The organism is Micromonospora salmantinae (genome assembly GCF_022230905.1).
Taxonomy (GTDB): domain Bacteria; phylum Actinomycetota; class Actinomycetes; order Mycobacteriales; family Micromonosporaceae; genus Micromonospora; species Micromonospora salmantinae.
Genome location: NZ_JAKKFG010000043.1, coordinates 92,316 through 116,232, shown reverse-complemented (window position 1 = coordinate 116,232; position 23,917 = coordinate 92,316). Strand labels below are relative to the sequence as shown.

Below are 23,917 nucleotides of genomic sequence, written 5' to 3'. Positions count from 1 at the left end.
GACTGGCTGTGTCACTACCAGGAACAGCTCGCCCTGCCGCCTGGGCGGCTGCCGGCGGACAGTCGTCGAAGGGCCGGTTCCGAACGGCCGCAGATGTCATGACGACTACGGACAGAGGATGAGATGAGCGAGAACCTTCCCGGCGGTGCCCTCACCCCCGCTGACGGCCTCACCCTGAGCCGGATGGGCTACGGGGCGATGCAGTTGGCCGGCCCGGGTGTCTTCGGCCCGCCCCGCGACCGCGAGCAGGCGCTCGCCGTGCTCCGCGAGGCCGTCGACCTGGGCGTCCGCCACATCGACACCAGCGACTTCTACGGACCCGTCGTGGTCAACGAGCTGATCCGCGAGGCGCTCCACCCGTACCCCCAGGGTTTGCACCTGGTCACCAAGGTCGGCGCGCGCCGCGGCGCCGACCGCTCCTGGATCCCGGCTCTGGAGCCGGACGACCTCAAGGCCCAGGTACGGGAGAACCTGGAACACCTCGGCCTGGACGTGCTCGACGTGGTCAACCTGCGGGTAGGCATGGCCGAGGGCACCGGCGACGCGCCACTCGGTGCGCAGTTCGCCGCCCTGGCGGAGCTGCGGCAGGAGGGCCTGATCCGGCACCTCGGGCTCAGCAACGTGACGCTCGACCAGCTCGACGAGGCGCAGGCCATCGCGCCGGTGGTCACCGTGCAGAACCTCTACAACCTCGCGAACCGGCAGGACGACGCCCTTCTCGACCGGTGCGCGGAGGAGAACATCGCGTTCGCGTCGTTCTTCCCGCTCGGCGGGTTCACGCCGTTGCAGTCCGACACGCTCGACGGCGTGGCCGCCCGACTGGGTGCCTCACCGCAGCAGGTAGCCCTCGCCTGGCTGCTCCAGCGCTCCCCCACCACAGTGCTGATCCCCGGCACCTCCAGCCTGGCGCACCTGCGGGAGAACATGGCGGCGGCCGACCTGAAACTGCCGACCGACGCCGTCGACGAGTTGGACGCGTTGGCTTCCTGACTAGTGCTGGTGCGGCCGGTTGCGGATCAGGGTGAGCGCCAGCACTGCGGTGACGAGGAAGACGACGCCGTTGACCCGCAACCCCGCCTGGACACCGGAGGTCAGCGCCTCGGCGATCGCCGCCCGGACCGGGTCGGGCAGCGGTTGGCCGCCGTTGGCGCCGGAGGCCACCGCTGCCTGCACGGCGGTACGGGTGGGTTCGCCGATCTGGTGCGCGGCGAGCCGGTCCGGCAGGTCGGCCACCATCGTGGTGGTGAGGAGAGTGCCGAGCACTGACGAACCGAGCACCGAGCCGACCTGTCGGGCGGCGTTGACCGCGCCGGAGGCCATGCCGGCCTGGGCGGGCGCGACGCTGGCCAATGCCGCCGCCGTCGCCGGGGCCACCACCAGACCGCTGGCCGCGCCGAACAATGCGAACAGCGCCCAGCGGTCACCGAACGACGTGGTCGGCCCCTGGTTGGCCAACCCGAAGCTGGCCACCGCACCGAGGACCAGGCCGAGGGTCAACGGCGCCTTGAATCCGGTACGACGAATCGCGCGCCCGGCACCGAAGGCGACCAGCACGTACGCGCCGAAGAGCACCAACATGCGCCAGCCGGTGTCCAGCGGGCTGAGCGCCTGGGCACGTTCGTGGAAGAGGACCAGCAGGATCGCCACGCCGGTGAAGCCGAACAGCGACACCGCGCCGACGACCATGACGGCGCTGAACGACCGGGACCGGAACAGCCGCACGTCGAGCATTGGCGCGTTGGCCCGCAGTTCGACCAGCACGAACGCGACAAGTGCGACGACCGCGACGACCCAGGCCGTCGACACCACCGGGTTGGTGTAGCCGACCTTGCCGCCCTGGATCAGCGCGTAGACGGCGGCCGCGATGGCGACGGTGCCCAGTAGCAGGCCGGGCACGTCGAGTCGGGCGGCGCTCGGCCGGGACTCGGCCACCCCGACGATGGCGACGACGAGGGTGACCAGACCCAGCGCGATCGTCGACAGGTAGACGCTGTGCCACTGGTAGTGCCGCAGCAGGGTGCCGGCGATGAGCGGGCCGATCGCGAGGCCGATGCCGGAGGCCGCCGACCACGCGGTGATGACCTCGGTCCGTCGGTGCGGATCGGTGAAGGTCGCGCCGAGGATCGCCAGGCTGTTCGGCAGGATCAGGGCTCCGCCGAGGCCCGCGACCAACTGTCCGACGATCACCCATGCGACGGTCGGAGCGCCAGCCACGACGGTTGCGCCGACGATCATCGCGACGACCCCGGCGCCGAACATGCGCTTACGCCCGTAGCGGCTGCCCAGGGTGGCCGCGGACAGCACGGCGCTCGCCACCATCAGGGTGTAGGCGCTGGGGATCCAGACCAGAGTGGTGGGGTCGACCCGCAGGTCCTGCTGGATCGTGGTCAACGCGGAGACCGTCGCGGTGATCTGCAGGAACGTGATCATCGCGCCCAGGCACATGGCGATCAGGGTCACCGCGCGGGAGCCGCGCAAGGATGAGCGGGCGACGGCGGCCGACCCGGGTGCCGCCGGTCCTGGTGGGGTCTTCCCGGGTGGGGTTGGGGCCGTGGCGCTGGTGGTCACTGAAGATCCTTCAGGCTGGTGGTCTGACTTGCGTATGCTGAAGTCAGCTCGACCCAGTGAAGCACCTGACTAGCCTCCATGCAAGTCAGGTACGCTGGAGGCATGGAGGACCTACGAGACGATCGCGATTCCTGGACGAGCGAAAACTGCTCGGTGGCCCGGGCGATGGACATCGTGGGCAGCAGGTCAACGGTCCTGATCATGCGCGAGGCCCTGCTCGGCACGCGCCGCTTCGACGACTTCGTCCGCCGGGTCGGCGTCGGCGAGCCCGCCATGGCGGCCCGCCTCAAGGAGATGGTCGCCGCCGAACTGCTCGAACGAATTCCCTACCGGGAGCCCGGGCAGCGCACCCGCCACGAGTACCAACTCACCCGCAAGGGCCGCGAACTCCTGCCCGTCATCACCGCACTGCGCAACTGGGGCGACACCTGGGCCGCCACCGACACCGGCCCGTCCGTCGTCGCCACCCACCACGACTGCGGCGAGCCGATCCGCGCGGTGCTCCGCTGCGCCGCCGGCCATGAGATCGCCGACGGCGACATCGACATCATCGCCGGCCCGGGCCTCGTCCGGCGCGACTGACGCTCCGGCCAACGACCACGCTCCGAAGCGACACTGCCGACAGGCTGCCCTGCCCTGCCCTGCCAGCTACACGTTGCCTGCCGCGAAGCAATCGATCATGATGACTGAAAGTGTCGTACACCTGTTCTAGTGTCGGGCCATGGTCGAGGAGTTGGCGCTGGCAGACGACGCCGTCGCCGCCTGCGTCGACGCCGCCGCCTGGGCCCTGCCGGAGCACGACCTGATCGCCGCGCTCGATGCCGCGCACCGCTTGGAGCAACGGCTCGCCGCCGTCAAACTCGCTCTGGTCCGCGAGCTCGACGGCCGCGGCACGCCCCGGGCGCAGGGCGCCTCCTGCACTGGGGTCTGGCTCCGCGAGCGACTGCGGCTGACCGTTCCCGCCGCCCGACGCCTCGTCGACCTCTCCACGGCCCTCGACACCGGCAACCCCGGCATCCGACAAGCGCTGGCTGATGGCGCCATCAGCCTGGACCAGGCCCGGGTCATCGCCGACACCCTCGACACCGTGAACAGGTCGGCCGACGCCGAGACCGCCGACAAAGCAGTCGGTGTGCTCGTCGGCTGGGCCGCACAATTCGACCCCACCCACCTGCGCAAACTCGGCACCCGCATCCTCGACCACGTCGCCCCCGACATCGCCGACGCCGCCACCCAAGCCGCACTCGACGCCGAACACCGCCGCGCCACCCGCGACCGCCACCTCACCCTCTCCGAACAGACCGACGGTCGCCTCCGACTCACCGGCACCCTCGACACCGAAACCGCCGGCCTACTCCGCGCCGCCATCGACCCACTGACCGCACCATCCGGCCCCGACGACACCCGCTCCCCCGGACAACGCCGCCACGACGCCCTCGCCGACATCTGCCGACTCGCCCTCCGAACCGGCGAACTGCCCGACAGCGGCGGCGACTCCGCCCAGATCGTCATCACCACCAACTACGACGGGCTGACCCGGCAGCTGTCGACCGGGGCGCTCGACATCGGCCTAGAACTCACCCCAGGCACGGTGCGCCGGCTCGCCTGTGACGCCGCTATCCTGCCGGCCGTCCTCGGCGGGACCGGTCAGGTCCTCGACGTGGGTCGACAACGCCGCCTCATCACCGGGCCACTGCGCCGCGCCCTCGTCATCCGCGACCGCGGCTGCGCCTTCCCCGGCTGTGACCGACCACCCCGCTGGTGCCACGCCCACCACATCCACCACTGGGCCGACGGCGGCACCACCAACCTCGACAACGCCGTCCTCCTCTGCGGCCACCACCACCGACACGTCCACCAGGCCGACTGGGTCGTCCGGCTCGGCGACGACGGACACCCCGAGTTCATCCCACCCGCCTGGCTCGACCCCGAACAACTCCCCCGCCGCAACCACTACCACCGACGAACGTAAGAGCAGCCAGCCAACGCCCGCGCAGCCCTTCAAGCCGGGCAACCACATGCGCGCGTTCCGGGCGACGGGCTCGCTCCCGGTGGCCGGGGTCGGGCCGGGGCTGCGCTTCACCCGCTCGACGGGACACAGGCGCCGCTCCGCGCTTGACGACGCGGGCTAGGCAGATGCGTCCGTTCCTACACCGCGCCTAGCCGCTCTGCCTGGGCGATGGCGCACGTACTGCTCCGGGTGCTCGGCCACGCGGAGAGCCGCCCGACCGCACGCCTGTGGAACTCCGAGCAACCGCGCACCTGACCCACGGCTTGACCAGCCGCGCCGTGGATTGTCTGGATGGGACGGACGATGGCCGGGTGGCGGCAACGCCGAGGAGGGCGCCGGCAGTGCCGAGGGACGCGACGACGTGGAGGTGGCCGAACGGGCGCTGCGGGAGGTGGTGGCCGACGCTCGGCGGGTCGGTGCGATCTGGCCGCTGGTGCAGGCGCTCTCGGCGCTGGCCCGGCTCAGAGTGGCCGGGCGTCCGGACGAGCCCGTCCGGTACGCGGCGGAGGCGCTGGCCGACCAGGCCGCCGCCTGGGTCCCCCCGTGGGACGGCCCGGCACGGATGGTGCAGGTGGCGGGCCGTCGGTAGACGGCCCGCCACCTGGATCAGAGGGTGACCTGGTGCACCCGGTCGTCGACACCGCGTACCGCCAGCCAGGCGCTGCCGTTGGCACCGGCGGCGGCTCCGGGAGCACCCCGGAACGCGTCGGTGGCGAACTCACCGCGTCGGAACCAGCCGCCCCAGGCGCCGTCGGCCAGGTTGCGCTGCCAGAGCCGGTTGTCGGCGGCCAGCGCGAACAGGTAGACCCGGCCGGAGGTGGCGAGCAGTGTCGGGCTGCCGCTGGTGGTGCCGCCCAGGTTGGTCCAGGCCGACCAGGTGGTGCCGGTCCGGCTGCTCCACCACACCTCGTCGGTGCGGCTGCGGACCGCCACGTGCAGCACGCCGGCGTCGTCGACGACAGCGCTCGGCCGACCGTAGAACGGCCGATTCTCGGGAGCCCCGACGCCGGTCCAGCCGGCGTTCGGCGTACGCGACCAGAGCTTGCCGTCGGCGCCGCGGGCGACGAGGGTCCACTGCGTCGGGTTGGTCCACGCCACCGTCGGCGCGTCGGTCAGCGTGCCACCGAGGCTGCGCCACGGTCCCCAGCTACCGGCCACGTAACTGCGCTGCCAGGTGGCGTTGTCGGTGCCGCGGACGAAGACGTCGAGCCGCCCGTCGGCGGAGCCGTACGCCGCCGGCTGGCCGAGGATCCGGCCGCCCACCGGGCCGCCGAGCGAGGTCCAGTGCGCGCCCCACGTCGTACCGGTGCGGGTGTTGACGGCCAGCGCACCGGAAGCGTCGCGGACGAAGGCGGTGGCGTGGGTGTCGTCCACCCGGACCAGCGCCGGGCTGGCGCTGGCGGTGCCACCGAGGTCGGCGCCGGCGACCTGGTCGGTGCCGGTCAGGCCGAGCATGGCCACCCCGTGCGCCGGCACCTCGACGGTGTACGAGCCGGTGAACGGCTGTACGCCCGGGCTGCCCGGTTTGGCGTCCACGTTGGAGCGGGACCACAGGTCACGGACCCTGACCGACCCGCCGAGGGCGACGTCGGCGAAGTTCACTGTGATCTGCTGGGCGGTGTCGTGCCGGTTGAGCAGCGCGACCGCCCGCTTTCCGGAGCCGGTGAGCACCTTGCTCCACACCTGCGCGTCGGTGCCGGTGTCGGCGACCTTGACGCCCTGCCGGACCAGCGGGTCCTGGTCCACCGCGATGATCTCCGGGTTGGTCAGCGCCGAGATCATCTCCTTCGGCAGGCCCCGCGGGTCGGAGCCGATCACCAGCGGCGCGGCCATGATGGCCCACATGCCGAGCTGCGTCTTGGACTCGTCAAGGCTCAACTCGTACCCGCCGTCGGGCAGTGGACGCATCGGCAGCAGGTAGTCCGGGTCGTTGTAGTGCCCCGGTCCGGTGGCCGCCGGGTGGTACGCGTTGACGTCCATGTTGCGCAGCACCCACGGGTACGCCCACTGCGGAGTCGGGTCGGTGAGCCCCACGTCCGTGTAGGTCCGCCAGGAGTCGGCGATGGTGGGCGCGTACGTGTAGCTCCAGGTGGAGAGCTGCTCCGGGGGGTACGGGCCGCCGCCCCAGTCCGAGCTGACCGGGTTGCAGATGTTGAGCAGCATCGGTCGGGGCGACTGGCGTACCGCCTCGGCCAGTTCCCGGAAGGTGGTCTCCGGGTCGAGGCCGGCGGCCCGGCCGCAGAGCCAGTCGGCCTTCAGCGCGTCGAAGCCCCAGCCGGCGAACTGGGCGATGTCCGCCCGGTAGTGGCCGTTGCTGCCGAGCCCACACTGTCCCGGCAGGTACGGGCCGGCGTCGGTGTAGATGCCGGCCTTCATCCCCTTGCTGTGGATGTACGCGGCCAGCGCGGCCATTCCACCGGGGAAGCGGGCCGGGTCGGCGACGAGCTGACCGGCGTCGTTGCGGGGGGTGGGCGCGGCCCAGTTGCCGTCGATCCACACGTAGGTGTAGCCGGCGTCCCGTAGACCACTGGTGACCATGTAGTCGGTCACCGACCGTACTTCGGCCTCGGTGGGGTCGCCACCGAGACCGAAGTAGGTGTTCCAGCCCTGGTAGGGCGTCGGGGCGAGGCCGCTGTTGAAGAAGGCCGGCGCGCCCTGGTCCTCGGCGCCGGTGGCCGGCGGGGCGTGACCGGGGCGGCCGGGCCCGTGGCCGGCCCGTGGTGGGTCGGCGGGGGGTGGGCCGGCCATCGCCGGCATCGGGCTGGCCAGGCCCAGGCCGAGCACGGCCAGGGCAGCGGTCAGCTGTCGGTTCAGGCGCATGGAGGTACTCCTGTCCCTCGGGGGTGGGGGTGGTGGTGCTCCGATCTCAGTCGCGGGTCAGCACGATGAGGTCGGCGTCGTGGGTCGCGCTCCACTGCACGGGCAGGCCGACGGTGGCGAGGTGGCTGCCGGAGTAGTGCCGATCGCCGTGCGAGTAACGGGCCGCCGGGTCGAGGCCGCGCAGGGGCAACCGGACCGGGCGGGACGGAAGCAGCCCGGCGCCGTCGAGCCGGCCGGTGTGCCAGGCCAGCACGACGACCTGGTTCTCGTCCGGCGCGGTGTACTGCACCGCACAGCGGGCCTGGTCGGGGCCACCGATCAGGTGCACCTCGCCGCGCGTGACGACGTCCCGGATGTCCTTGTAGCGGGTGATCCAGCCGGCCGCCTCGGCCCGCTCGGCGGGGGTCCACGCCCGGATGTCCGCGCCGATGCCGAGCACACCGGCCATCGCCAGGACGAATCGGAACGCCAACGACCGGGGACGGGCGTCGAACAGGCCGGGCGCGTCGGTGACCCAGGAGCTGAGCAGGTGTGGGGCGTTGGCGTGCAGGAAGCCGTACTGGATGGCCAGCCGGTCCAGCGGGCCGGTGTTGTCGCTGGGCCAGAAGACGTCGGCCCGGGCGGCCATCGCCAGGTCGGTCCGCGCGCCCCCGCCGGCGCACGCCTCGATCAGCACACCGGGATGGTCCCGGCGCAACCGCTCGTAGATCCGGTGCAGGTTGGCGACGTGCGCGCCGTCCAGGTCGAGCGGGCCCGACCCGCCGGACCGACCCGGCTCGGTACGCGGCCTGTTGAAGTCCCACTTCAGGTAGTCGATGTCGTACCGGCGCAGCAGGCCGTCGACTGTGGAGTGAACGAACTCGGCGACCTCCGACCGGCCCAGGTCGAGCAGGTACTGGTTGCGGACCGGGGTGAGCGGCCGGCCGTCGACGGAGTAGACCCAGTCCGGGTGCTCGGCGTACAGGGACGACTTAGGGTTGACGCACTCCGGCTCGACCCAGAGCCCGAAGTTCAGCCCGAGCGCGCGGACGTCGGCGATGAACGTGTCGAACCCGGCCGGGAACTTCGCCGGGTCGGGCGTCCAGTCGCCCAGCCCGGCGGTGTCGTCGTCGCGGCCCACGAACCAGCCGTCGTCCACGACGAACGTCTCCACGCCCAGCTCGGCGGCGATCCGGGCGAGCGCGAGCTGACTCTGCGCCTCGACCGCGAAGTAGGTCGCCTCCCAGGAGTTGTAGAGCACCGGGCGGGGGCTGAGCCGGTCGGCGGCCAGCAACCGCTGGTGGGTGTGCCAGACCCGGGCCAGCCCGTCCAGGCCGTCCGGGCTGTACGCCCCGGTGGCCACCGGCAGTGTCAGGCGCTCGCCGGCGGCCAACTCCAGCGGGCCGTCGACCAGCTGACGGCCGACCCGGACCCGGGTCAGGCCGCCGGTGTCCCGCTCGGCGCTGATCTCCCACGAGCCGGTCCAGGCCAGCGCCATCCCCCACGTCGGACCGGCCGGCTCGGCGGTGTCGCGCACGGCCAGCCACGGCACGTGCAGATGCCCGGGTACGCCCTGGGAGCTGCCGATGCTGAACGTGCCGTGGCCCAGCTCGACGTGGGAGAGCTGGAACTCCTGCTCCCACTGGCCCCACTGGTGGCTGAGCAGCGCGCCGTGCGGCGTCGGTACGCAGAACCCGCCCGATCCGGCCCGGACGACCCGCAGCGCGCCGGTGCCGTCGTTGGTCAGGTCGACCCACCGCTGCACCACGTCGGTGCCGACGGGCACCCGGTAGTGCACCGTGGCGTGCAGCCCGGTGACCTGGTCGGCGAACTCGACGGCCAGCTCCCGCTGGTCGGCGTCGATCCGCGCGTCGGTGTGCACGAAGCCCACCCGGCGCTGCCCGTTGGAGGTTTCGATCACCAGGTCGGCGCCGGTGAACGGGCGGTCGGCGTCGGTGGCGTACTCGATGGGGGCCGCGTCCCCGGCGGTGAGGAAGGGGACCGGGCCGTCGTAGGCGACCGGCGAGGGCCCGTCGGAGACGCCGTGCGGCCCCCACGCGACGAGTTCCAGCCAGCGACCGTGCGCGGGCACCCGCACTGTGTACTCGGTGTGCGTGCCGCGCAGCGTCCAGCGCTGCCCGGCCTCGGCGGTCACTTGACCGCTCCGAGCGCCAGGCCGGAGACGAAGTGCCGCTGGAAGCGGAGGAACACCGCGACGGTGGGCACGGCCGCGATGACAGTACCGGCGGCGATGACGTTCCAGGACGAGACGAACTGGCCCTGGAGGGCGAGCAGCGCCGGGGTGACCGGCATGTTGTCATCGGTACGCAGCACGGTGATCGCCCAGAGCAGGTCGTTGAAGATCCAGGTGAACGACAGCGCCCCGAGAGCGGCCAACGCGGGCCGGGTCAGCGGCAGCATCACCTTTGTGAAGATCTGTGCCGTGCCGGCGCCGTCGATGGTGGCCGCCTCCTGGATCTCTCCCGGCAGGTCCCGCATGAAGCCGTGCAGGACGAACGTGTAGAAGCCGAGCCCGAAGCCGACCTGCACCGCGATCAACGCCCAGAGCGTGTCGTACAGGCCGGTCAGCTCGCTGAACTTGGCCACCGGGATGAGCAGGATCTGCGGTGGGAGCAGGTTGCCGGCGAGCATCAGCAGCAGGATCGTGCGCCGTCCGGGGATCCGGAAGCGACTCAGCGCGAACGCGGCCATCGCGGCCAGCCCCAGGCTCAGCGCCACCGACGGGACGGTGACCAGCATGCTGTTGATCAGCGCCCGCAGCTCGCCGCCGTCGGTCCACGCCTGCCGGTAGGTGTCCAGTGTGAACGACCGGGGCAGGCTGCCCACACCGTGCGCGGCGATGTCGTCGAACGACCGGGTGGACATCACCACCACCCAGAGCACCGGGCCCAGCCAGAGCAGCGAGAGCAGGATCATGCCGGTGTGGAAGGCCCCGGTACGGAGCTTGTTCATGACGCTTCCTCCCGGAACGCGCGGACCAGGTAGCCGAGGATGACGGCCAGCGCGAGCACGAAGATCACGACAGCGATCGCCGAGGCGTAGCCCAGCCGCAGGCTCTGGAACGCGGTCGAGTACATGTAGGTGCTGAGCAGCTCCGACGAGTGGTACGGCCCGCCCTTGGTCAGCGACCAGACGATGTCGAACGAGCGCAATGAGTCGATCACGATGACCGACAGCACCACTGCGTTGACCCCCTTGAGCTGGGGAATCGTGACGTGTCGTAGCCGCTGCCAGGAGTTGGCGCCGTCCACCCGGGCCGCCTCGTGCAGCGCCGGGTCGATCGCCTTCAACCCGGCCAGGAACAGCACCATCACGTACCCGATCTGCCGCCACAGCGCGGGCAGGATCACCGCATACAGGGCGGTCTGCGGGTCGGCGAGCCAGGGCCGGATCAGCTGCTCCAGGCCGACGGCCCGCAGCAGCGTGTCGGCGATGCCGTCGGGCTGGTAGAAGACCCGCCAGACCAGTGCGGTCACCACCAGCGAGAACACCACCGGGGTGAACAGCGCGGCCCGGTAGAAGCCGACAAAACGCCGTTCCTTCTGCAGGACGAGCGCCATGCCGAACCCGCCCAGCACGGAGAGGCCGCCGAAGAGCACCAGCCAGATCACCGTGTTGACCAGCGCACCCCGGAAGGTGGCGTCGCCGGCCAGCTCGACGTAGTTGTCGGTGCCGACGAAGGTCGGCGGTGTCATCCCGTCCCAGCGGGTGAGGGAGAACCAGAAGCCCTGGATCGCCGGCCAGAAGACCCAGACGCTCTCGACCGCGAACGGCACGAGGACGAACGCCACCAGCAGCGGCGACAGTCGAGCCGACCGTCGCCGCCGCCGGGTGGGGGTGACCGACGTCGTGGAGATCGTTGCTGTCACGTCAGCCCTTGAAGACCTTCTCGGCGCCGGCCTGCCACTCCCGCAGGATCGCGTCGATCTGGTCCGGCTTGTCGATGAACTTGGTCAGCGCGGTGTCCGCGGTCGGCTGGAGCGCGTCGCTGGAGTCGCGGTTGAAGAACTGGGTCAGCTCCTTGGCCTCGTCCAGCATCGCCTTGCCCTTGACCACCAGCGGCGAGTCCGACGCCTTGGCCCTGGGGTTGGCCGGCAGCACGATGCCGGAGCTGGCCTTGACGTACGCCTCCTGGGCCTCGACCCCGGAGAGGTAGCTGAGCAGGGCCTTGGTGCCGGTCGGGTTGGCGGTCTTCGCGCTGGCGAAGAAGCCGTCGGTCGGCGCCTCCTCGGCCAGCGGCACCGCCGGATCGATGATCGGGAACCGGAAGAAGTCCAGGTCGCCGAGCGCGTCCTTGGGTGCGGCGTCGGCGAAGAACGTGCCGATCAGGAACATGCCGGTCTTGCCGGCCAGCAGCGCGGTGGTCGCCTCCTGGAACGGGTACGCCTTGCCCTTGGGATCGAAGTAGGGCAGGGCCTCGCGCCAGCGGGTGAAGACCGCCTTGACCTTCGGGTCGTCGAAGCGCTGCTTGCCGGCGAGCAGCTCGCGGTGGAACGGCGCGCCGTTGATCCGGATGTTCAGGTAGTCGAACCAGGCCGAGGCCACCCACGGGGTGTCGCCGAGGCCGATGCCGATCGGCGGGACGCCCTTGCTCTTCAGCGTCTCGCACAGCGCCAGGAACTCGGTCCAGGTCTTCGGCTCCTGCACGCCCCACTTGGCGAAGTTGGACTTGCGGTAGAAGAAGCCCCACCAGTAGTTGTTCATCGGCACGAAGATCTGCTTGCCGCTGGCGTCGGTGGAGAGCGTGCGTAACGACTGGGGGTAGTCGTCCAGTGACTTCCACACGTCCGAGACGTCCAGCAGCAGGTTCTTGCTGGCGTAGTCGTTGGCGACCGAGCCCGCGTACCAGGTGTAGAGGTCCGGTGGGTTGGCCGAGGTCAGGTAGGTCGGCAGCTGGGTCCGGAAGGTCTCCGAGGCGATCGTGTTGAGACTCGCCGTGCCCTTGCCCTGCGCGTTGAAGGTCTCGATCAGCTTCTCCATCGCCGCCTTGGCCTGCGGCGAGGAGAGGTTGGACTGGATGGTGACCGCGCCCGAGCCGTTGCTCGTCGTCGGCCCGCTGGCGGAGCTGGCGCACGCGCTGAGGAACGAGCTGGCGCCGAGCGCGCCCAGTCCGGCGAGCCCAAGGTGGCCAAGGAATCGCCGGCGACCGGGGTCGAAGTCGCTCACGGAGGTATCCCTTCCTTTACGACACTCAGCGTCACCACGCGATGTGTCGTCCATGTGAATGCTGTGACGAGAAGGTTGCATCGGCCGTCGCCGACTGTCAAGATATCTTCGTAATTAATGATTAGACGAGACCAAGGCGAGGGTCAGGTGGATCAGCTTATGCGTCGGCTTGAGGGCAAGAACGCGCTGGTCACCGGTGCGATGGGTGGGATCGGCACGGCCATCGCCCGGCGACTCGCCGCCGAAGGAGCAGCTGTCGCGCTGCTCGACGTGGCCGATCCGGCCCCACTGGCCGAGCAACTGACAGCGCGCGGCGACCGAGCACTGTCCGTAGTGGGCGATGTCAGCGACGAGGCCGACTGGACGGCAACCGTGAGCGCCGTACGGGACCGCCTCGGCCCGGTCGACATCCTGGTCAGCACCGCGTACGCCGTCCGGGTCGCCCCGGCGCACGAGACCAGCCGGCAGTCCTGGGACCACCAGCTCGGCGTCAGCCTCACCGGCTCCTTCCTCGGCGTCCGCGCCTGCCTTGACGACCTGCGGGCACGCTCCGGCGCGGTGGTGCTGATCTCCTCGGTGCACGCGCTGGTCGGGTTGCCCGGCCGGCCCGCGTACGCGGCGGCCAAGGGCGGCCTGGTCGCGCTCGGCCGCCAACTCGCCGTCGAGTACGGCCCGCAGGTCCGGGTCAACACAGTGCTGCCCGGGCCGATCCTCACCGCCGCCTGGGCCGACGTGTCCGAAGAGGACCGCCGGCGCAGCATCGCGGAGACCGTCGCGAAGCGCTTCGGCACACCGGACGAGGTGGCCGCCACTGTCGCCTTCCTCGCCTCGCCGGACGCCGCCTACATCACCGGCGCGAGCCTCGTGGTGGACGGTGGCTGGACAGCGGTGAAAGCCTCGGCCTGAGAGATCGATACCGACCAGCGAAAAGGCCAGGAGCATTGGCACAGTACGCACGCCGCGGCGTCCACGGGCAGACCGTCGAAGCGATCGCCCGTCGCATCCTCACCGGCGAGATCGCCGCCGGCGCGACACTGAACATCGTCGCGTTGCAGGAGGAGTTCGACGTCAGTCTCACGGCGCTCCGCGAGGCGCTGAAGGTCCTCTCGGCCAAGGGCATCGTCGACGCCCGGCAGAAGCGCGGCACCTTCGTCCGACCCCGTGCGGACTGGAACCTGCTCGACGGTGACGTGATCCGCTGGCAGTTCGCCGAGGGCACCGACCAGCGGTTGCTCGACCAACTGCACGAGGTGCGCGCCATCATCGAGCCGGCCGCCGCACGCCTGGCCGCCACCCGCGCCACCGAGGACGACCTGACCGCCCTCGACCGGGCGCTGGCCGAGATGGCCCAGGCCAACGGTGATCCCGCCGCCGCCATCGCCGCCGACCTCGCCTTCCACCGTGCGCTGCTCACCGCCACCCACAACGAGCTGCTGGAGCGGATGGAGGTGGTGATGGAGACCGGGCTCGCCGAACGGGACCGGCTGGTGCACGGTGGCAGCCCGCACGACGACCCGGTGCCCAGCCACCGCGCGGTGGTCGACGCGCTGCGCGACCGGGACGAGACGGCGGCCGAGACCGCTATGCGTCAGTTGCTGGACAAGGCCGTCCGCGACGTCGAGAAGGCACGGGGACGAAGGGGCAGTCAGTGAAGATCGAGCGGATCGAGACCTTCCTGGTCGCGCCACGGTGGTTGTTCTGCCGGGTGGAGACCGACGACGGGCTGGTCGGGTGGGGTGAGCCGGTGGTCGAGGGCCGCGCCGAGGTGGTGCGCAGCGCGGTCGAGGTGCTCTCCGAGTATCTGATCGGTGCGGACCCGCTGCGCATCGAGCAGCACTGGCAGGTGCTCACCAAGGGCGGCTTCTACCGGGGCGGCCCGATCCTCTCCAGCGCGGTCGCCGGCCTCGACCAGGCGCTCTGGGACATCGCCGGTCAGGCGTACGGCGCGCCGGTGCACGCGCTGCTCGGCGGGCACGTGCGCGACCGGGTACGGATCTACTCGTGGATCGGCGGCGACGAACCCGGCGAGGTGGCCGACGCCGCCGCCGCGCAGATCGCCGCCGGCCTCACCGGGGTCAAGATGAACGCCTGCGGGCGTCTCTCGCCGATCCCCACCTCGGCCGAAGTGGACGCGGTCATCGGCCGGGTGGCCGCCGCCCGTGAGGTGCTCGGCCCCGACCGGGACATCGCCGTGGACTTCCACGGTCGCGCCGGAATGGCCGCCGTCCGCCGGGTCCTGCCCGAGCTGGCCGCCCTGCGCCCGTTCTTCGTGGAGGAGCCGGTCCTGCCCGACCAGGCTCACCACCTGCGCGACATCGTCGCCAGCACGCCGATCCCGGTGGCCACCGGCGAGCGGCTCTACGGCCGGTCCGAGTTCCTCGGCCCGTTGCAGGCCGGGGTCGCAGTGGTCCAACCGGACCTGTCGCACGCCGGTGGCATCTCCGAGGTCCGCCGGATCGCCGCGCTGGCCGAGACGTACGGCGCGCTGCTCGCCCCGCACTGCCCGCTCGGCCCGATCTCCCTGGCGGCCAGCCTCCAGGTGGCCTTCGCGACGCCGAACTTCCTGATCCAGGAGCAGAGCATCGGCATCCACTACAACGCCGGCTCGGAGTTGCTGGACTACCTGGTCGACCCGGAGCCGTTCCGGTTCGTGGACGGGCACATCGCCCGCCTCGACCGGCCCGGTCTGGGCATCACCGTCGACGAGACGGCGGTCCGCAAGGCCGCCCAGACGCCCCACGTCTGGCGCAACCCGGTCTGGCAGCACGCCGACGGGTCCTTCGCCGAGTGGTGACCGACGTGCGGCCGGTGGCCCTGCGGGTGGCGTACGACGCGGCGCACGGCGGTCGGTGGACGAGACTGCGCGGCGGCAGCCGGGAGTGGCTGTGGCGTGGCCCGGAACCCGGCCGGCACGAGGTACGCCCCGACGACGCCTTCGTCGACGCCGGCGGTCTGGAGGAGTGCCTGCCCACAGTGCGCGGCGAGCCCGACCACGGCGAGGTGTGGTCGCGGCCGTGGCGCGGCGGCGGCCCCGGCAGTGCGGTCATCGAGCGGCCGACGTTCACCCTCACCCGCCGGATCACCGACTCCGGCGGCGTGGTGGTGGCCGACTACCGGTTGGCCGCCGACCCCGGGTACCGGTTCGTCTGGGCCGCGCACGCCCTGCTCGACCTCTCCCCCGCCGCCCGCCTGGACGCGCCCACCGGCACCCCGACCCGGCTGCACCCGGAAGCCGCCGCGCTCCTGCCACCGGGCAGTTGGCCCACCGGCGACCCGTGGTTGACCGGGTCGTGGCCGGCCCCGGCCGGGCTGACAGTGGACACGTTCGGCCCGGACGACGGGACAGCGCTCGGCGCGGTGCTGCTCGACTGCGCCCGGGTGCAGGTGATCGACGGAGCCGACCGGCTCACTCTGGAGCTGGAGTGCGCCGGCCAGCCCCGCAGCACAGCGCTCTGGCGCAACCTGGGCGGCTGGCCGGCGAACGGCCCCTACCGCAGCGTCGGCGTCGAACCGATGCTCGGCGCGGCCTTCGACCTGGCCGACGCCGGCCCCGCCGACGCGGCGGTCGTCCCGCCCGCCGGTGAGGTCACCTGGCGACTCATCATCTCCGCCCACCGCACCCACTGAGGACACCCGTGATGAACCTGCTCGACGAGCTGCGTACCCACCGGCTGTTGGCCATCGTGCGCGGCCCGGACCCGGCCGCCGCCCTGACCGCCGTACTCACCCTGGCCGATAGCGGCGTCGCACTGGTCGAGGTCTCGATGACCAGCGCCGACGCGCTCGGCGTCATCCGCCGCGCCCGGGCCGCCCTCGGGCCCGACTACGCCCTGGGCGCCGGCACCGTGCTCAGCGCCGAGGACGCCCGCGCGGCGGCCGACGCCGGCGCCGGTTTCCTGGTCACCCCGGCCATCGCGGCGAGCCTCGCCGAGGGCGGCCGGCTCGGGCTGCCGGTGCTCGCCGGCGCCCTCACCCCCACCGAGGTGGTGCAGGCCACCGACGGCGGGGCCACCGCGATCAAGCTCTTCCCGGCCTCGCTCGGCGGGCCCGACTACCTCGGCGCTCTGCGCGACCCGTTCCCCGGTACCGCGTTCGTGCCGGTCGGTGGTGTCGACGCGGACGGTGCTCGACGCTACCTGGACCGGGGCGCGACAGCGGTCGGCGTCGGTTCCCCGCTGCTCGGCGACGCCGTCCGAGGCGGCGACACGACGGCGCTGCGCGAGCGCGCCGCCGCCTTCCTCGCGGCGGTCCGGCCATGACCGACCTGCTCACGCTCGGCGAGACGATGGCGGCGTTCCGCACCACCGGCCCACTGCGACTGGGCGGCACGGCCGGCATCTCCGTCGCCGGGTCCGAGTCGAACGTGGCGATCGGCATGGCCCGGCTCGGCCACCGGGCGGCCTGGGTCGGCGTCACTGGCGCCGACGAGCCCGGCGAGCTGGTCCGCCGTACGCTGCGCGCCGAGGGTGTCGACCTGACCTGGTCCCGGGTCGACGCGAGCGCTCCCACCGGGCTGATCCTCTTCGAGAACCGGGTCGCCGACATCAACCGGGTCACCTACCACCGTGCCGGGTCGGCCGGCTCCCGGCTGGGCCCGGCCGACGTGACCCGGGCCTTCGACGCGCCCGGGCCGCCACCCCGGCTGCTGCACGTCACCGGCATCACCTGCGCGCTCGGCGTCGAGCCGTACCACGCGGTGGCGGAGGCCGTGCGGCGCGCCCGCGTCGCGGGCAGCACGATCTGCCTGGACGTCAACCACCGCAACCGGCTCTGGTCGGTCGCCGAGGCCGCCGCCGCGCTGCGCCCGCTGCTGTCCTCGATCGACCTGGTGATCGCCTCCGACGACGAGTTGGCGGTGCTCACCGATGCGACCGACCCGGCCTCGGCGCTACTCTCGGCCGGCGTCACCGAGGTCGTTGTCAAGCACGGTGCCGATGGAGCGACCAGCCACAGCGCGGCCGGCACCATCCACCGTCCAGCCCGGACGGTGCCGGTGGTGGACACCGTCGGCGCGGGCGACGCCTTCGTCGCCGGGCTGCTCTCCGGCTGGCTCGACGGCGTCGACGCGTCGGCCCGACTGGACCGGGCCGTCACCACCGGCGCGTTCGCGGTCGCCAGCCGGGGCGACTGGGAGGGCCTGCCTGACCGGGCCGAGCTGGCGCTGCTCGACCACGGCCCCGGCGGTACGGTCCGCTGACGATCCTTTGGAGGAGCACAATGGAGCTGACCGAGCCGACCGTCTGGAGCACCGACCGGCTGGAGTTGGGTGAGGGCCTGCGCTGGGTCGACGACCGGCTGGTCCTCGTCGACCTGCTGGCCGGGCGACTGTTGGAGACCGACGGCGACGCCCCGACCCCGCTGCGGGAGCTACGCCGCCTCGATGTGCCGCTCGGCGCGGTCGCCCCGGTGGCCGACCGACCTGGCGACTGGCTGGCCGCCGCCGGGACCGGCGTCACGGTGCTGCCCGCCACCGGCGACGCCCGACCGGTCGCCGAGCTGGTCGCCGACGCGCCCGAGCCGACCCGGATGAACGACGCGGTCGCCGACCCGCACGGCCGCTTCTGGGCCGGCAGCATGACGTACGCGATGGTGCCCGGCGGGGGCACGCTGTTCCGCCTCACCCCCGGCGCCGCGCCGGTCCCCGCGGTGACCGGGCTGACCATCCCCAACGGTCCGGCGTTCGACGCGACCGGCACCACCATGTACCTGGCCGACACCCCGCGCGGCGAGATCGACCGGTTCACCGTCGACCCCGCCACCGGCGACCTGCGCGGACGGGAGCCGTTCCTGCGGTTGTCCCCCGCCGACGGCGGCCCGGACGGTATGACGCTCGACGCGGCCGACCACCTCTGGATCGCGTTGTGGGGCGGCTCGGCGGTACGCCGCTACCGGCCCGACGGCACCCTCGACCGGGAGATCCGGCTGCCGGCCAAGCAGCCGGCCGGCATCTGCCTGGGCGGCCCCGACCTGCGGCGACTCTTCATCGGCACCGCCCGGGTGGGGCTGGACTCGGCGGGCCCCCAGGACGGCGCGCTGCTCGCGGTGGACGTCCCGGTGCCCGGCCTGCCCGCCGCGCGGGCCAGTTCGCCAGCGAGCTGATCGGAGGCATATCGGACGCCAGGGCGGGAACAACCCCACCGAAGCGCCGTAACAGCCGACCGGTAGGGAGCGAGCCGATGAGAACCGTGGGGCGGACGTCATGAACGGGCCGGTCGGCGACGAGCCGATGGGCGAACTGGAGCTGGTGCACACCTTCACCGGCCCGATGCCGACCGGGGTGAGCGTCTCGCACCGGGGCCGGATCTTCGTCAACTTCCCCAAGTGGGGCGACGAGGTGCCGGCCACCGTCGTCGAACTGCGCGACGGTCGGGAGATGCCCTACCCCGACCAGGCCTGGAACGACCCGTCCGGTGACGACGACGCGGGCGCGTTCGTCTCGGTGCAGAGCATCGTGGTGGACCCGGCCGACCGGCTCTGGGTGCTGGACACCGGCAGCCCGATGTTCCAGCCCACCAAGCCGGGCGGCCCCAAACTGGTCCGGATCGACCTGGACACCGACACGGTCGCCCAGGTGATCACCTTCCCGACGGACGTGGCGCTGCCGACGACGTATCTCAACGACGTCCGCTTCGACCTGCGGCGGGGCGAGGCGGGGGCCGCGTACATCACCGACTCCGCCGACTCCGGGCCGAACGGGATCATCGTGGTGGACCTGGCCAGCGGAGCCTCCTGGCGGCGGCTGCACGACCACCCGTCCACCAAGGCGGAGCCGCTGACGTCGTTCCGGCCGGTGGTCGAGGGCCGACCGTTCCTCGAACGGCCGGCCGACGGCCCGCCGAAGCCGGTGAGCATGGGCTCGGACGGCATCGCCATCTCCGCCGACGGCGACCGGCTCTACTACTGCCCGCTGGCGTCCCGACGCCTGCACAGCGTGTCCACGGAGGCGCTGGCCGACCCGGGCGTCACCCAGGAGGCGGTCGCCGCCACAGTCGTCGACGAGGGCGACCGGGGCACCGCCTCGGACGGCTTGGAGAGCGACGACGCCGGACGGCTCTACCTCACCTCATACGAGCACAACGCGGTGCTGCGTCGACTGCCCGACGGCGAGTACGAGACGCTGGTGCACGACCCGCGACTGCTCTGGCCGGACACCATGTCGGTGGCCACCGACGGGTACCTCTACGTCACCGCCAACCAACTGCACCGGCAGCCGCAGTACCAGCTGGGCAAGGACCTGCGACGCAAGCCGTACGCGCTGTTCCGCACCCGCATCGACGCCGGTCCGGTGCTGCTGCGCCGCTGATCAGGCAGGCGCGCTCGTCAGCTGACGGGCAGGGTGCGGTCCAGCAGGTCGAAGAGGGCGGCCCAGTGGCGTTCGGTGGCCTGCTCGTCGTACGCCGGGGTGTCGGCCATCGTGTAGCCGTGGTGCGCGCCGACGTACACCTCGGAGCGGTAGCGCACCCCGGCGGCGTCGAGCGCCTCCTCCAGCGTGGCGATCTGCTCGGGCGTCATCGACTGGTCGGCGTCGGCGTGCCCGAAGTACACCTCGCCGGTGATCGAGCCGACGCCCAGGTGGGGGCTGTCCGGCGCGTCGGTGACGATCCGCCCGCCGTGAAAGCTCGCCACCGCGGCGATGCGGTCCGGGTGCGCCTCGATGGCCCGCAGCGCGTTCGTGCCGCCCATGCAGTAACCGGTCATGGCGACCGGGCCCGGCTGGACGTCGTCGCGGGCGGCCAGGAAGTCGAGGAACGCGGCGGTGTCCCGGTTGATCACGTCGGGAGTCAACGCGCCGACCAGCGGCATGATCTTCTCGAAGAGGGCGGCGCGCTGGTCGGCCTCGCCGAGGCGGGACAGGTCGAACAGCGGTGCCCGGCCGGCCCGGTAGAACAGGTGGGGCGTCAGCACCAGGTAGCCGCGTTCGGCGATCCGCTCGGCCATCTCGACCAGGCGCGGGCGCGGTCCGAAGGCGTCCATGAAGAGCAGCACCGCCGGGAACGGGCCGTCCCCGTCCGGTCGGGTCAGGCTCGCGTCCGCCACTCCGTCGCTGGTCGGGATGTCCACCGTCGTCGTCAGCACCGCGCCTCCTCGTACGCCGATCTTGGTCCGTTCGGAACCCTACTCGCCAGAGCGGCGAGTACGGCACCGGTCCGTCAGCCAGGGACTGCCGATCCCTGGACAAGGCCACCCTGGGCGGTGGCCGGAGCCTGACCCAGTGTTGGTGGCGACCAATAAAGGACACCGTTGACCTGGGGGTTGTCGTGCTCGACCTGACCGTTCCGGAGCTGACCGGAAAGCTCGCCGTGGTGACCGGAGGCAGCGACGGGCTGGGCCTCGGTCTGGCCGCCCGGCTGGCGCGCGCCGGTGCCGAGGTGGTGCTGCCGGTCCGCAACCCGGCCAAGGGCACCGCCGCGCTGGAGGCCGTCCGGGCCGCCGCGCCCGGTGCCGTCGTGTCGACCCGGCCGCTGGACCTCGCCTCGCTGGGGTCGGTGGCCGCGCTGGCCGACACGCTGCTCGGCGAGGGCCGACCGATCCACCTTCTCATCAACAACGCGGGCGTGATGACCCCTCCCACCCGACACGCCACCGCGGAGGGCTTCGAGCTCCAGTTCGGCACCAACCACCTCGGCCACTTCGCGTTGACCGGACGGCTGCTGCCGCTGCTCCGGGCGGGGCAGGCCCGCGTCACCACGATGTCGAGCAGCGCCGCCCGCTCCGGCCGGCTGGACTGGGACGACCTCCAGAGCAACCGCAGGTACGCGTCGATCCGCGCCTACAACGCCTCGAAGCTGGCCACCCTGCACTTCGGGCTGGAACTCGACCGGCGCAGTCGGGCCGGTGACTGGGGCATCGTGAGCAACGTCGCCCACCCGGGCACCACCATGACCAACCTGTACGCGTCCGGCCCCAATCTGGGCCGCAGCCGCCCCTCGCTGCACCACTCGATCATGGGTCGGCTGGCCCGCTGGGGGATCCTGGTGCATTCGGTGGATGCTGGGCTGCTTCCTGCCCTGTACGCGGCCACCAGCCCACAGGCGCAGGGCGGCCGGTTCTACGGCCCGGACGGTGTGGGCCAGTTCACCGGCGCACCAACCGAGTTGACCGTCTACCGCTCGGCGCGCAGCACCGACGACGCCGCCCGGCTCTGGGCTGCCTCAGAGCGGCTGGTAGGCGTCGAGTACCCCGGCAACTGATTGGGGCGCCCCGCCGTGAACGCGGCGTCAAGAAATGGCGGTGGCCCGCGCCCGCTCGGCATCGAGGTGATCCAGGTCGACCCGCTGCTGGTGGCCCCGCCACTTGACCGGGTCGACCCGGCACCCGCCTCCGGTCAGGCACGCACGAAGCGCACCGCGTCCGCGACTACGTGGCCGTCGGTGTCCTCGGTGCGGATCAGCACGCTTCCGTCGCTGCCCGCCGTGAACTGATAGGTGCCCAACGGCACCCACTGGCCGCCGGACTGTCGCTGGTTGACCGTCCGGGTGACCAACCCCCCGGAGTACGCGATGTCCACCGGCACGTTCGTCGCCCGGTTCGGGTCCGCGGTCCAGCGCAACTGCACTGTCCACGACCCGGAGGCGGGAAGTGAAGGGCGGAACCGCAGCCGGTTGACGCCCTTGGCGGTGTTGCCGTCGTGCTCGTAGTCCGGGCCGTAGTAGCCGCCGATGCTGGTGCTGCGCAGCCACGTCCCGGCCCGGGTGATCCCGCTGGACGCGGCGTTGTCCAGGATCACCTCGCTCGTCGAGCCCCACTCCAGCACCGCGCCGTCCTGGCGCAGCCGGGTCTGGAGGGCGGGCACGGAGACGGCCTGCACTGCCAGGTTCCCGGCGAGCGCCAGGGAGGCCGCTGTGGCAGCGGCCTGCCCGAGGATCATGAAGACGGGTTCCATCCGGATCGAGCCGTACGCGATGTGACTCGCCGAGAGACAGACGGGCACCAGCAGGTTGGCGCACTGCGCCTGGTGCGGCACTATCGCGCGGTAGCTCACCGGGTACGGCGCCGGCACGCCGATCTGCACGTCTCCCTCGTTGCGCACCTTGCCGTCGACGACCACCCGCTGACAGTTGTGCGAGTCCATCGTGTAGCTGGCCAGGCCCACCGAGTCGGTGGCGCGTACCCGGCCCCGGCAGTCGGCCTCGGTCATCACGTACGCGGAGATCATCCGGCGTGCCTCGCGGATGTAGAGCATCGGTGGCCAGCCGCCCGTGCCGGTGAACTCGTCCACCGGCAGCCCCCACCGGGCCGTCGAGTCGCGTACCGACGCCGGCAGTCGGGGGTCGTTGGCCAGGAACCACATCAGCCCCTGCTGGTAGGTGCGGTGCTCGGCGATGATGCTCTCCCGCGTGGCCCAACTCGCCGTCGGGTACGCGTAGTTGAAGCCGATGTTGTCTGTCGACACGGCCCCGTTGTTGTTGGAGTCGGTCTTCCCGCCGCCGACCGAGTGGGTGGTGAAGTACGGCCCCGCGTAGCCGGCCTGGATGTGCCGCAGCAGCAGCTCGTACCGGATCGGGTCGTAACCGGACGGCTTGCCGAACGGGATCCGGTTGGCCGCCTGGGTCAGACACATCCGGAAGCAGTACGCCTGGATCTTGTCGTCGCCGCTGCCCTGCGGGGCGAGCGGGGTGGCGGAGATGCCCGGCAGCAGCCCGCTGACGGGCGAGCCGGCCGTCACGTACGGGTCGACGGGGTAGGCGAACTGGTGGGTGTTGCGCGACTGCACCCCGTTGATCGTCTCGCCGTAGGTGTCGTTGGACTCCCGCCCGACGGTGAACCCCACCCCGGCCATGGCCAGCAGATCGCCCTCGTAGGTGGCGTCGACGAACACCCCACCCCGGTAGATCGACCCGTCCTCGGTGCGCAGCTCGGTGATCCGGTTGCCGGTTCGACCGATGCCGGCCAGCCGGGCGTCGACGACCACCGGGACGCCCGCCTCGGCCAGCATCTCGGCGAAGACGGCGGTGGCGACGCGCGGTTCGAAGGTCATCCGCAGCGGTGACGTCGGCGTGAGGGTTCCGCCGTGGTACTTCACGTACACCCGGCGATAGAACTCTGCGGCCAGCCCGCCGATGGACGCCTGGACGCCGGTGTCGGTGGCGCCCAGCCCGGCGGTGCTCAACCCGCCGACGTGGCCGGTGGGCTCCACCACCACTGCGGTGCGGCCGAGCCGGCGCATGGTGATCGCGGCGGCCAGCCCGCCGGAGGTGGCGCCGTAGACGACCAGGTCGGCGGTGGTGACGGCGGCTCGGGCGGGGACGGCCCGGAACGGGTCGGTGAGACCGGCGAGGACGAGGCCGGCACCGCCGGCGACCAGCAGCCGGCGACGGGACAGGGGCAGGGGCACGGACACGGCGGGCTCCC

At 72.0% G+C, this 23,917-nt stretch carries 21 protein-coding genes; 13 read left to right on the top strand and 8 right to left on the bottom strand.

Translation table 11 applies throughout. The features are described from left to right. The first annotated feature begins 123 nt into the window (after nt 1-123). Nucleotides 124-990, top strand: a complete 867-nt coding sequence (locus tag PSH03_RS26645; RefSeq protein ID WP_238690751.1) for an oxidoreductase — start codon at nt 124-126, stop codon at nt 988-990. On the opposite strand, the gene PSH03_RS26640 is transcribed toward PSH03_RS26645, so the two are convergent. Further along, nucleotides 991-2,460 carry an MFS transporter gene (locus PSH03_RS26640; protein ID WP_238690750.1) on the bottom strand — a complete coding sequence of 490 codons (1,470 nt, stop codon included), beginning with the start codon at nt 2,458-2,460 and terminating at the stop codon, nt 991-993. Between the two features lie 210 nt (nt 2,461-2,670). Here PSH03_RS26640 and PSH03_RS26635 point away from each other — a divergent pair, with 210 nt between their 5' ends. The 3 genes from PSH03_RS26635 (at nt 2,671) to PSH03_RS26625 (ending at nt 5,168) form a co-directional block, all read left to right on the top strand. Then, nucleotides 2,671-3,150 (top strand): winged helix-turn-helix transcriptional regulator, encoded by a 480-nt coding sequence (locus PSH03_RS26635; protein ID WP_210785683.1) that lies wholly within the window; start codon nt 2,671-2,673, stop codon nt 3,148-3,150. Nucleotides 3,151-3,289: 139 nt separating this feature from the next. Next, nucleotides 3,290-4,540 carry an HNH endonuclease signature motif containing protein gene (locus tag PSH03_RS26630; protein WP_238690749.1) on the top strand — a complete coding sequence of 417 codons (1,251 nt, stop codon included), beginning with the start codon at nt 3,290-3,292 and terminating at the stop codon, nt 4,538-4,540. A 322-nt stretch (nt 4,541-4,862) separates the two neighbouring features. Continuing rightward, a complete protein-coding gene (locus PSH03_RS26625) occupies nt 4,863-5,168 on the top strand; it encodes a hypothetical protein (RefSeq protein WP_238690748.1) in 306 nt (101 codons plus the stop codon). Between the two features lie 17 nt (nt 5,169-5,185). Here PSH03_RS26625 and PSH03_RS26620 read toward each other — a convergent pair whose 3' ends face one another. Genes PSH03_RS26620 through PSH03_RS26600 form a run of 5 tightly spaced genes read right to left on the bottom strand, consistent with a single transcriptional unit; the run spans nt 5,186 to nt 12,565 of the window. Beyond that, nucleotides 5,186-7,399 carry a DUF8189 domain-containing protein gene (locus PSH03_RS26620; RefSeq protein ID WP_238690747.1) on the bottom strand — a complete coding sequence of 738 codons (2,214 nt, stop codon included), beginning with the start codon at nt 7,397-7,399 and terminating at the stop codon, nt 5,186-5,188. A 46-nt stretch (nt 7,400-7,445) separates the two neighbouring features. Next, nucleotides 7,446-9,533 (bottom strand): alpha-galactosidase, encoded by a 2,088-nt coding sequence (locus PSH03_RS26615; protein WP_238690746.1) that lies wholly within the window; start codon nt 9,531-9,533, stop codon nt 7,446-7,448. Beyond that, on the bottom strand, nt 9,530-10,351 hold the full coding sequence (locus PSH03_RS26610) for a carbohydrate ABC transporter permease (RefSeq protein WP_196920834.1): 822 nt from the start codon (nt 10,349-10,351) through the stop codon (nt 9,530-9,532). The genes PSH03_RS26615 and PSH03_RS26610 overlap by 4 nt, the downstream gene beginning before the upstream one ends. Further along, entirely contained in the window at nt 10,348-11,268 is a 921-nt protein-coding gene (locus tag PSH03_RS26605) for a carbohydrate ABC transporter permease (RefSeq protein WP_210785678.1), read from the bottom strand. Before PSH03_RS26605 ends, PSH03_RS26610 begins: the two co-directional genes overlap by 4 nt. Before the next feature lies 1 nt (nt 11,269). Then, on the bottom strand, nt 11,270-12,565 hold the full coding sequence (locus PSH03_RS26600) for an ABC transporter substrate-binding protein (protein ID WP_238690745.1): 1,296 nt from the start codon (nt 12,563-12,565) through the stop codon (nt 11,270-11,272). Nucleotides 12,566-12,724: 159 nt separating this feature from the next. Here PSH03_RS26600 and PSH03_RS26595 point away from each other — a divergent pair, with 159 nt between their 5' ends. The 8 genes from PSH03_RS26595 (at nt 12,725) to PSH03_RS26560 (ending at nt 19,868) form a co-directional block, all read left to right on the top strand. Further along, nucleotides 12,725-13,471: an SDR family NAD(P)-dependent oxidoreductase gene (locus PSH03_RS26595; RefSeq protein WP_238690744.1), complete on the top strand. Its 747-nt coding sequence runs from the start codon at nt 12,725-12,727 to the stop codon at nt 13,469-13,471. 35 nt (nt 13,472-13,506) lie between these two features. Further along, nucleotides 13,507-14,217 carry a FadR/GntR family transcriptional regulator gene (locus PSH03_RS26590; RefSeq protein ID WP_112620721.1) on the top strand — a complete coding sequence of 237 codons (711 nt, stop codon included), beginning with the start codon at nt 13,507-13,509 and terminating at the stop codon, nt 14,215-14,217. Further along, entirely contained in the window at nt 14,214-15,359 is a 1,146-nt protein-coding gene (gene dgoD, locus PSH03_RS26585; protein WP_210785674.1) for a galactonate dehydratase, read from the top strand. Before PSH03_RS26590 ends, dgoD begins: the two co-directional genes overlap by 4 nt. Nucleotides 15,360-15,364: 5 nt before the next feature. Further along, complete coding sequence (locus PSH03_RS26580) at nt 15,365-16,192, top strand: hypothetical protein (protein WP_238690743.1); 828 nt, start codon at nt 15,365-15,367, stop codon at nt 16,190-16,192. Nucleotides 16,193-16,203: 11 nt separating this feature from the next. Then, on the top strand, nt 16,204-16,824 hold the full coding sequence (locus PSH03_RS26575) for a bifunctional 4-hydroxy-2-oxoglutarate aldolase/2-dehydro-3-deoxy-phosphogluconate aldolase (RefSeq protein WP_210785672.1): 621 nt from the start codon (nt 16,204-16,206) through the stop codon (nt 16,822-16,824). Next, the gene (locus PSH03_RS26570; protein WP_238690742.1) at nt 16,821-17,762 is read left to right on the top strand and encodes a sugar kinase; all 942 of its coding nucleotides are present in this window, start codon (nt 16,821-16,823) and stop codon (nt 17,760-17,762) included. Before PSH03_RS26575 ends, PSH03_RS26570 begins: the two co-directional genes overlap by 4 nt. A 20-nt stretch (nt 17,763-17,782) precedes the next feature. Beyond that, nucleotides 17,783-18,664 (top strand): SMP-30/gluconolactonase/LRE family protein, encoded by an 882-nt coding sequence (locus PSH03_RS26565; protein WP_238690741.1) that lies wholly within the window; start codon nt 17,783-17,785, stop codon nt 18,662-18,664. A gap of 100 nt (nt 18,665-18,764) precedes the next feature. Then, the gene (locus PSH03_RS26560; RefSeq protein WP_238690740.1) at nt 18,765-19,868 is read left to right on the top strand and encodes an L-dopachrome tautomerase-related protein; all 1,104 of its coding nucleotides are present in this window, start codon (nt 18,765-18,767) and stop codon (nt 19,866-19,868) included. Nucleotides 19,869-19,885: 17 nt separating this feature from the next. Here the strand turns inward: PSH03_RS26560 and PSH03_RS26555 are convergent, their stop codons facing one another. Beyond that, a complete protein-coding gene (locus PSH03_RS26555; protein WP_210782928.1) occupies nt 19,886-20,641 on the bottom strand; it encodes a dienelactone hydrolase family protein in 756 nt (251 codons plus the stop codon). Nucleotides 20,642-20,823: 182 nt separating this feature from the next. Between PSH03_RS26555 and PSH03_RS26550 the strand changes: the two genes are divergently transcribed. Next, nucleotides 20,824-21,756: an SDR family oxidoreductase gene (locus tag PSH03_RS26550; RefSeq protein WP_210782926.1), complete on the top strand. Its 933-nt coding sequence runs from the start codon at nt 20,824-20,826 to the stop codon at nt 21,754-21,756. 134 nt (nt 21,757-21,890) lie between these two features. On the opposite strand, the gene PSH03_RS26545 is transcribed toward PSH03_RS26550, so the two are convergent. Continuing rightward, nucleotides 21,891-23,906, bottom strand: coding sequence for an FAD-dependent oxidoreductase (locus PSH03_RS26545; protein ID WP_238690739.1), 2,016 nt, complete (start codon nt 23,904-23,906; stop codon nt 21,891-21,893). Nucleotides 23,907-23,917 lie beyond the last annotated feature (11 nt).